The sequence below is a fragment of the Pseudomonas sp. HMSC067G02 genome (genome assembly GCF_001813485.1).
GTDB classification, from domain to species: Bacteria; Pseudomonadota; Gammaproteobacteria; order Pseudomonadales; family Pseudomonadaceae; genus Pseudomonas; species Pseudomonas aeruginosa.
Window position 1 is genome coordinate 17,926 of the sequence record NZ_KV812663.1, and the last position, 9,323, is coordinate 27,248.

6 protein-coding genes are annotated in these 9,323 nt (G+C 68.7%); all 6 read left to right on the forward strand.

Translation table 11 applies throughout. The features are described 5' to 3' along the window. The first annotated feature begins 10 nt into the window (after positions 1-10). Entirely contained in the window at positions 11-913 is a 903-nt protein-coding gene (locus HMPREF2914_RS10975; protein ID WP_003107805.1) for a LysR family transcriptional regulator, read from the forward strand. A 261-nt stretch (positions 914-1,174) separates the two neighbouring features. After that, on the forward strand, positions 1,175-4,132 hold the full coding sequence (locus tag HMPREF2914_RS10980; protein WP_015503013.1) for a TonB-dependent receptor: 2,958 nt from the start codon (positions 1,175-1,177) through the stop codon (positions 4,130-4,132). Positions 4,133-4,135: 3 nt separating this feature from the next. Then, the gene (locus HMPREF2914_RS10985; RefSeq protein WP_015503012.1) at positions 4,136-5,944 is read left to right on the forward strand and encodes an extracellular solute-binding protein; all 1,809 of its coding nucleotides are present in this window, start codon (positions 4,136-4,138) and stop codon (positions 5,942-5,944) included. 1 nt (position 5,945) lies between these two features. Next, the gene (locus tag HMPREF2914_RS10990) at positions 5,946-7,019 is read left to right on the forward strand and encodes a microcin C ABC transporter permease YejB (RefSeq protein ID WP_003088729.1); all 1,074 of its coding nucleotides are present in this window, start codon (positions 5,946-5,948) and stop codon (positions 7,017-7,019) included. Between the two features lies 1 nt (position 7,020). After that, positions 7,021-8,037: an ABC transporter permease gene (locus tag HMPREF2914_RS10995; RefSeq protein WP_015503011.1), complete on the forward strand. Its 1,017-nt coding sequence runs from the start codon at positions 7,021-7,023 to the stop codon at positions 8,035-8,037. Between the two features lies 1 nt (position 8,038). Next, positions 8,039-9,323, forward strand: a 1,285-nt coding sequence (locus HMPREF2914_RS11000) for an ATP-binding cassette domain-containing protein (RefSeq protein WP_049267301.1), incomplete at its 3' end; no start/stop codon positions are given.

A 9,323-nucleotide genomic window follows, 5' to 3' on the forward strand; every position in this document is an offset into this window, starting at 1 on the left:
TGAGATCGCCATGGACCTGAATGCCGTCAAGTTGCTCGCCCGCGTGGCCGAGACCCGTAGCTTCACCCAGGCCGCCGTTTCCCTCGGTCTGACCCAGTCCGGCCTGTCGCGCGCCATCGGCCGGCTGGAAGCCGAACTCGGCGTGCGTCTGCTGCACCGCACCACCCGCAGCGTCAGCCTGACCCCGGACGGCCAACTGTTCTACGAGCGCTGCGCACCCTTGCTGGCGGAGCTGGAGGAAGTCGAGAAGTTGCTGGTGGACCGCCAGTGCGCGCCGAGCGGTCCGCTGAAGATCACCACCCCGCAGGCGCTCGGGCGGATCGTGATCATGCCGGTGCTGCGCGAACTGACCCGGCGCTACCCGCAATTGCAGATCGAGGCGGCGATGACCGATCGCCTGGTCGACCTCACCGAGGAAGGCTTCGACGCCGCCGTGCGTCTCGGTCGGGTGGGCGACGTGCGCCTGATCGCCCGGCCATTGGCGGCGTTGCGCTGGGTCACGGTGGCGTCGCCGGAATACCTGCGCAGTCACGGCACGCCGGAGCGCCTGGAGCAACTCGCCGGGCATAACTGCCCGACGGTGCGCGACCTGCACACCGGCAAGCTGCTGGAATGGCAGTTCCAGCGCGACGGCCAGCCGCTGAGCCTGGCGGTGCGCGGCGACCTGGTGCTGGACGTGGCCGACGCGCTGGTCGACGCGGCGCTGGTCGGCCAGGGCATCGTCCAGGTGATGGGCTTCATGGCCGAGGAGGCGATCCGCCGGCGTCGACTGGTACGCATCCTCCAGCCCTTCGAACCGCCGCTGTGCCCGGTGTCGCTGATCTACCCGCCGTCGCGGCAGTGCTCGCTGAAGATCGGCGCGCTCTACGAGGAACTGAAGAGCGCGCACTGGTGCGGGGCGCTGACGTACTGACCCGAGGGCGGCAGGGCGGATAACGCCGTGTTCGGACCGGCGGATAGCCGCAAGCGGCTATTCGCCCTACGCGGGGCAAGGCCGGTAGCGGAGCTGGGGAAGATTGTCGGGTGGGGCGAATAACGCCGGAGGCGTTATCCGCCGATACGCCTGTTCGCCTGCGTTTATAAGCTCAGAACAAAGCGTTCCAAGCTGGCCCTGCAAATCTCCCGCGCTCATCGCTCATCCCCTGGAAACCATGTTTTCGGGGGGAACCGAACGATGCCGCACCATGCTCCATCCACACGCCTGCCTTCCAGCCTGGCCCTGGCCGCGCTGCTCGCGGCGGCCTACGCCGCGCCGCCGGAGGCTCGTGCGGAGACGCCCGCGCTCGCCGCCAAGGCGCTCACCTTCGACGTCGCCGCCGGCCCGCTGGACCAGGTGCTGCTAGGCATCTCGCGGCAGAGCGGCTTGCTGATCTCCTTCGAGCAGGCGTTGGTGCGCGGCCGGCAGGCGCCGGCGGTGCGCGGTCCGCTGAGTGTCGACCAGGCCCTGGAACAGGCCCTGCGCGGTAGCGGCCTGCAGTTCCGCCGTTCCGAGCGCGGCGCGGTGATTTCCGCCGCGCCGCTGCGCGCGGTCGTACCGGCGGCGAAGGTGCAGCCGCTGGCGGCGAACGCGGAGCAGACCCTGGAGCGGGTGGTGGTGACCGGCTCGCGGATTCCCCGCGCCCAGCAGGAAGGGCCGTCGCCGGTCACGGTGATCAGCAGCGAGGAAATCCAGAACCGTGGCTACCGCAACGTCTTCGAGGCCTTGCAGACGCAGACCCAGAACACCGGCATGACCCAGGGCGAGGACTACGGCAACACCTGGCAACCGGCGGCCAACGCCCTCAACCTGCGCGATCTCGGCCCCAACCACACGCTGGTGCTGATCAACGGCCGGCGCGTCGCCGACTACCCGACCGCCTATGGCGGCTCGGTGAACTTCACCAACCTGGCGAACATCCCGGCGGTCATGATCGACCGCATCGAGATCCTCAGCGGCGGCGCCTCGGCGATCTATGGCTCGGATGCCATCGCCGGGGTGGTCAATATCGTCCTGAAGAAGAAATTCGATGGCGTCGACGTCAACCTGCGCGCCGGCACCACCGAGCGCGGCGGCGGCGACAACCAGCGCCTGCAACTGGTCGGCGGCGGTGCGACGGGCGACTTCGAAGGCCTGTTCGGCCTGCAGGTCGAGCAGCGCCAGCCGGTCTGGGCCAACCAGCGCGGTTTCATGGACAGCTACCCGGACGGCAACAACGTCGGTTACCGGCTGAACCCGCAGAGCGGACGCTACCTCGGCGACGCCTCCTGCGCCGGCCTCGGCGGCCTGTTCGGCGGCAACGTGGCGCCGGTGCCGGGCGCCAGGGGTGGCTATCGCTGCATGACCGACCAGTACTACAACAACTACTGGACCCTGCAGACCAAGAAGGAAAACTACGACGGCTACGCCGGCGGTACCTGGCACCTGAGCGAAAGCGGCAAGCTGTTCGCCGACCTGCTGTTCGGCTTCGACCACCTGCAGAACAATACCCGCGGGCCGTCCTTCACCTCGCCGGACTTCATCAATGCCTCCAGCGGCGACCTGGAGCGCTGGTACCGGCTGTTCTCGCCCGAGGAGATCGGCGGCAAGAGCAGCAACAACAGCAAGTGGCGCGAGGTGTCCTGGACCGGCACCCTCGGCTACAGCGACCACGTCGCCAATACTTCCTGGGAATACGAACTGGCCGCGACCCGCTCCGAGTACCGCAGCGACCGCACTACCCGCTACACCCCGGCGGCCGGGATCCTCGACCTGTACCTGGGCCGCAAGCTCGGCGAACGCGACGGCTACCCGGTCTACGATCCCGATCCGGCGCGCCTCGGACGTCCGCTGAGCGAGGAAGAGTGGCGCAGCCTGCGGCGCAACGTGACCCAGCACAGCGAGTCCTACTCGCAGACCTACAGCTTCACCGGCAACGGCGAGCTGTTCGACCTGCCGGCCGGCCCGGTGGCCTTCGCCGGCGTGCTGGAGGTGGGCAAGCAGGGCTACAGGATCCGTCCCGACTCGCAATACAACGACGGCTCTCTCTACAACGTCTCCAAGGCCAGCAGCTCCGGCGGCTCGCGCGACCGTTACGCCGCCGGCGGCGAATTCAGCATCCCGCTGCACGACACGCTGCTGGCGTCCGCCGCCGGCCGCTGGGACCAGTACAGGTTCAGCGGTCGCACCGAGGAGCAGACCACCTACAACCTGGGGCTGGAATGGCGCCCGCTGACCAGCCTGCTGCTCCGCGGCAGCTACGGCACCAGCTTCCGCGCGCCGGACCTGAACTACATCTACCAGGCCGACGCCAACGGCTACTACCCGGCGCAGAAGGACTACTACGGTTGCGAGAAAGGCGTCGACGGCGCTTGCAAGAACGGTCGGGTCGACTACGTGCAGAGCGGCACGCCCGACCTGAAGTCCGAGCGCGGGCGCTACTGGAGCTACGGCTTCGTCTGGTCGCCGTCGAGCAGGTTCGACTTTTCCACCGACTACTACCACATCCAGATCGACGACCTGCTGACCACCCTCGATCCGGACAAACTGCTGCGCGACGAGGCGGCCTGCCGCAGCGGCGGGCTCGATCCGGACTCGGCGCAGTGCCGCGACACCCTGGCGCGGGTCGAGCGCAACGCCGGCGACGCCAGCGTCGATCCGAATCGCCTGAACAAGGTCTACGTCAATGCCATCAACGCGGCCAAGGAGCGCACCAGCGGCATCGACCTGCGCAGCAACATCCGCTGGGGCGCCGGTGACTACGGCGCCTTCTCCTCGACCCTCGGCTACACCCTGGTGTTGTCCCACGACTACAAGCAGTCCGACGACTACCCCAGCGAGAACCAGCGCGACAGCCTCGACTCCCACGACTGGCGCAGCAAAGTCAACGCCAGCCTGACCTGGGACTACGCACAGTTCACCTCGACGCTCTTCGCGGTGCGCTACGGCAGCGTTACCAACGCCGCTGGCAGCGGGCGCCTGAGCCCGTGGACGGTGTTTAACGCCAGCGCCCGCTACCGGCTCAACGAACGCGCCAGCGTCGGCCTGACGGTGAACAACCTGCTCGACCAGATCAAGGAGGACGACTCCGATGGCTGGCCGTACTATCCCACCGGCAACTACGACGCCATGGGCCGCCAATGGTGGCTGGACTTCAGCTATCACTTCGGTGGTTGAGCCATGCCCGGACGCATCCTTGTCTTCGCCTGCTGTCTGCTCGCCAGCCTGGCCCGCAGCGAGCCGCGCCATGCCATCACGCTCTACGACGAGCCGGCGAAATACCCGCCGGGTTTCCAGCACTTCGACTTCGTCGACCCGCAGGCGCCCAAGGGCGGCAGCCTGCGGCGGATGGAAAGCGGCAGCTTCGACACGCTGAACCCCTTCGCCAACCGCGGCACGCCGATCAGCATGACCCAGGCCGCGCTGATCTACGAAACCCTCGGCTTCCAGTCGCTGGACGAGCCGTTCACCGAATACGGCTACCTGGCGCGCTACATCGAGAAAGCCCCGGACAACAGCTGGGTGCGTTTCCATATCGATCCGCGGGCGCGCTTCAGCGACGGCGTGGCGGTCACCGCCGAGGACGTGAAGTTTTCCTTCGACAGCCTGGTCGAGCAGGGCAGCCCGTTCTGGCGCGCCTACTACAAGGAGGTCCTCGAGCCGGTGGTGGAGGACCGCCTGCGCATCCGCTTCGACTTCCGTCATGCCGGCAACCGCGAACTGCCGCTGGTGCTGGCCCAGCTCTACGTGCTGCCCAGGCATTGGTGGCAGGGACGCGACTTCAACCGCAGCAGCATGCAGCCGCCGCTGGGCAGCGGACCTTACCGGCTGGAGAAGGCCGAGGCGGGGCGTTCGGTGAGCTACCGGCGCAACCCCGACTGGTGGGCTCGCGACCTGCCGGTCGGGCGTGGCCTGTACAACTTCGAGCGGATCCGTTTCGACTACTACCGCGACAGCGGCGTGGCCTTGCAGGCGTTCAAGGCCGGGCAGGCCGACATCAATGTCGAGACCAGCGTCAAGGCTTGGAGCAGCGGCTACGACTCGCCGGCCCTGCGCGATGGCCGGTTGCGCCAGGAGAGCTTTCCCTACCCGTACCCGGCCAGCCTCCAGGGCCTGGTGTTCAACCTGCGCCGGCCGCTGTTCGAGGACCGCCGGGTACGCCAGGCGCTGAGCCTGCTGTTCGACTTCGAATGGACCAACCGACAGCTCTTCGGCGGTCGCTACAAGCGCCTGCGCAGCTACTTCGACAACTCGGAGATGGCCGCTCGCGGCCTGCCCGGCGCCGACGAACTGGCCTTGCTGGAGCCGCTGCGTGGGCAGATCCCCGAGGAGGTCTTCGGCCAGGCCTACGCTCCGCCGGTGAACGACGGCAGCGGCGATATCCATGAGCGCCTGGTGCAGGCCTACCGCCTGCTCGGCGAGGCCGGCTGGCATGCCGTCGACGGACGCCTGCTGGATACCGCCGGACGGCCGCTGCGCTTCGAACTCCTGCTCCAGGGCAAGGGCCTGGAGCGCGCGCTGCTGCCGTTCCAGCGCAACCTGGCGCGGATCGGCATCGATATGCGCCTGCGCCAGGTGGACGCTTCGCAATACATCGAGCGCATACGTGCGCGGGACTACGACATGATCGTTTCGAGCTTCTCCCAGTCCAATTCGCCGGGCAACGAGCAGTACAGCTTCTGGCATTCCTCCAGCTACGCCGATCCCGGCGGCTACAACCGCATCGGCCTGAAGGACCCGGCCATCGACCGGCTGGTGCAGGCGGTGGTCGAGGCCGACTCGCGGGCCGCCCTGGAAACCGCCGTGCGCGCCCTCGACCGGGTGCTGCAATGGGGCTACTACCTGATCCCGACCTGGTATTCCGACGAGGTCTGGATCGCCAGCTGGAATCGCTTCGGCCGACCGCCGCAGGCGCCGCGCTACAGCCTGGGGCTGAACACCTGGTGGGAAGTCCGCGAGCGGGCCGCGCCGAGCCGGGAGGCGCAGTGACATGGGCGGCTACCTGTTGCGCCGCCTGGCGCTGATCCTGCCGACCCTGCTGGGCATCCTGCTGATCAACTTCGCCATCGTCCAGGCCGCACCCGGCGGGCCGGTGGATCAGGCCATCGCGCGCCTGCAGGGCGTCGACGGCGGTGGCCCGCTGGGGCGTGGCGGGGAGGGTGGGCATGGCGCGCTGGAACCGCAGCGCCACGGCGAGACCGGCATCGACCCGCAGCTGGTGGCCGCCCTGGAGCGCCAGTACGGCTTCGACAAGCCGCCGCTGCAACGGCTCTGGCTGATGCTGTCGAGCTACGCCCGGCTGGATTTCGGCGAGAGCTTCTACCGCGACGCACGGGTCGTCGACCTGATCGCCGAGAAGCTGCCGGTCTCGCTGTCCCTGGGCTTGTGGGCGACGCTGATCACCTACCTGGTGTCGATTCCCCTGGGGGTGGCCAAGGCGGTGCGCCACGGCAGCGCCTTCGACCTGTGGAGCAGCGCGTTGGTGGTGGTCGGCTATGCGGTGCCCGGCTTCCTCTTCGCCATCGTCCTGATCGTGCTGTTCGCCGGCGGCAGCTACCTGGACTGGTTCCCCCTGCGTGGCCTGGCTTCCGAGGGCGCCGAGCGCCTCGGCGCGCTGGCGCGTTTCGCCGATTACCTCTGGCACCTGGCGCTGCCGGTGGGTTCGCTGGTGGTCGGCGGTTTCGCCAGCCTGACCCTGCTGACCAAGAACAGCTTCCTCGACGAGATATCCAGGCAGTACGTCGCCACCGCTCGCGCCAAGGGCCTCAGCGAGCGCCGGGTGCTCTACGGCCATGTGTTCCGCAACGCCATGTTGCTGGTGGTGGCCGGGCTGCCGGCGGCGCTGGTCTCGGTGTTCTTCACCGGGTCGCTGCTGATCGAGGTGCTGTTCTCCCTCGACGGTCTCGGCCTGATGGGCTACGAAGCGGCGCTCGGCCGCGACTACCCGGTGGTGTTCGGCAGCCTGTTCATCTTCACCCTGCTCGGGTTGCTGGTGAAGCTGGCCGGCGACCTGGCCTACAGCCTGGTCGACCCGCGCATCGACTTCGCCGCGAGGAAACAGTGAGATGGCCATCGTCCTTTCCCCGCTGCACCGCCGCCGCCTCGCCGCGTTCCGCGCCAACCGCCGCGGGTGCCTGGCGCTGCGGCTGTTCCTCGCGCTGTTCGTCGCCTGCCTGTTCGCCGAGCTGATCGCCAATGACCGCCCGCTGCTGCTGGAATACCGTGGCCAGTGGTTCCTGCCGGTGCTGCGGGACTATCCGGAAACCGCCTTCGGCGGCGAGCTGCCGTTCCCGCCGGACTACCGCGGCCGCTTCATGAGCGAACGCATCGCCCGCGACGGCTGGGCGCTGTGGCCGCCGATCCGCTTCGACGCCCGCAGCATCAACTACGCGCGCCCGGCGCCGGCGCCGCCCTCGGCGGAGAACTGGCTGGGCACCGACGACCAGGGCCGCGACGTGCTCGCGCGGGTGATCTACGGCCTGCGCCTGTCGATCCTCTTCGCCCTCGGCCTGACCCTGGCCTCGTCGTTGCTGGGAATCTGCGCCGGCGCGGTGCAGGGCTACTACGGCGGCTGGATCGACCTGTTCGGCCAGCGCTTCATCGAGGTCTGGTCGGGTCTGCCGATGCTTTACCTGCTGATCATCCTCGCCAGCCTGGTGCAGCCCGGGGTCGGCTGGCTGCTGGCGATCATGCTGCTGTTCTCCTGGACCAGCCTGGTCGACGTGGTTCGCGCCGAGTTCCTTCGCGGTCGTCACCTGGAGTACGTCAAGGCGGCGCGGACCCTCGGCCTCGGCGACGCCGGGGTGATGTTCCGGCACATCCTGCCCAACGCCATGGTTGCGACCCTGACCTTCCTGCCGTTCCTGCTCTGTGGCGCGGTGACCACCCTGACCGCCCTGGACTTCCTCGGTTTCGGCCTGCCGCCCGGCTCGCCGAGCCTTGGCGAACTGGTCGGGCAGGGCCGCGACAACCTCCAGGCGCCCTGGCTCGGGCTGACCGTGTTCGTGGTCCTGGCGACCTTGCTCAGCCTGCTGGTGTTCATCGGCGAAGCGGTGCGCGACGCCTTCGATCCGAGGACATGAGATGAACCGGGAACTGTTGCGAGTGGAAAACCTGAGCGTCGCCTATGGCGACACGCAGGTCGTGAAGGGGATCGACTTCAGCCTGCGCGCCGGCGAGACCCTGGCCCTGGTCGGCGAGTCCGGCTCCGGCAAGTCGCAGACCGCCCACGCCCTGCTGCGCCTGCTGCCGGGCGCGGCGCGCCTGGGCGGCAGCGTGCGCCTGGACGGCGAGGAACTGCTCGCCCTGTCGCCGCAGGCATTGCTGGCGATTCGTGGGCAGCGCATCGGCATGGTGTTCCAGGAGCCGATGACCTCGCTCAATCCATTGCAGCGCATCGGCCGCCAGGTCGGCGAGGGCCTGCGCCTGCATCGCCGCCTGCGTGGCGCCGCGCTGCGCGGGCGGGTACTGGAACTGCTCGAACTGGCCGGCCTCGAGCAGCCGCGACGCCTGCTCGAGGCCTATCCGCACCAGCTCTCCGGCGGCCAGCGACAGCGAGTGATGCTGGCCATGGCGCTGGCTTGCGAGCCGCAACTGCTGATCGCCGACGAACCGACCACGGCTCTCGACGTCACCGTGCAGAAACGCCTCCTGGAGCTGCTGCAAAGCTTGCAGCGACGGCTGGGCATGGCGATCCTGCTGATCAGCCACGACCTCAACCTGGTGCGTCGGGTCGCCGACCGGGTCTGCGTGATGCACGATGGCCGGATCGTCGAGGAGAACGCCTGCGAGACGCTGTTCCGTTCGCCCCGGCATCCCTACACGCGGCTGCTGATCGAGGCCGAGCCGGGTGGCCTGGCGGAGCCGGTGGCGTGCCGCGAGACCTGCCTGGAGGTGCGCGCGCTGAGCCTCGACTACCCCGCGCCCGGCGGCTGGCTGCGCCGGCGCGCGGGACTGCGCGCGGTGCACGAGGTCAGCCTGCGGCTGCGCCGTGGCAGCACCCTGGGGATCGTCGGCGAAAGCGGTTCGGGCAAGTCCTCCCTCGGCCAGGCGCTGCTGCGCCTGTTGCCGGCCGAAGGGCAGATCCTGTTCCAGGGCGAGCGCCTCGACCGGCTGCACGGCAAGCGCCTGTTGCCATTGCGCCGGCAGTTCCAGGCGGTGTTCCAGGACCCCTACGGCAGCCTCAACCCGCGCCTTAGCGTGGAACAGATCGTCGGCGAAGGCCTGCGTATCCATGGCATCGGCGATGCCGGCGAACGCCGCGCGCGGGTGCTGGAGGCACTGCGCGAGGTCGGTCTCGACGAGCCTTGCCTGGAACGCTATCCCCACGAGTTTTCCGGCGGCCAGCGCCAGCGCATCGCCATCGCCC

Coding starts and splice junctions, on each gene's coding strand:
- HMPREF2914_RS10975 (WP_003107805.1), top strand. CDS start 11: ATGGACCTGAATGCCGTCAAGTTGCTCGCCCGCGTGGCCGAGACCCGT.
- HMPREF2914_RS10980 (WP_015503013.1), top strand. CDS start 1,175: ATGCCGCACCATGCTCCATCCACACGCCTGCCTTCCAGCCTGGCCCTG.
- HMPREF2914_RS10985 (WP_015503012.1), top strand. CDS start 4,136: ATGCCCGGACGCATCCTTGTCTTCGCCTGCTGTCTGCTCGCCAGCCTG.
- HMPREF2914_RS10990 (WP_003088729.1), top strand. CDS start 5,946: ATGGGCGGCTACCTGTTGCGCCGCCTGGCGCTGATCCTGCCGACCCTG.
- HMPREF2914_RS10995 (WP_015503011.1), top strand. CDS start 7,021: ATGGCCATCGTCCTTTCCCCGCTGCACCGCCGCCGCCTCGCCGCGTTC.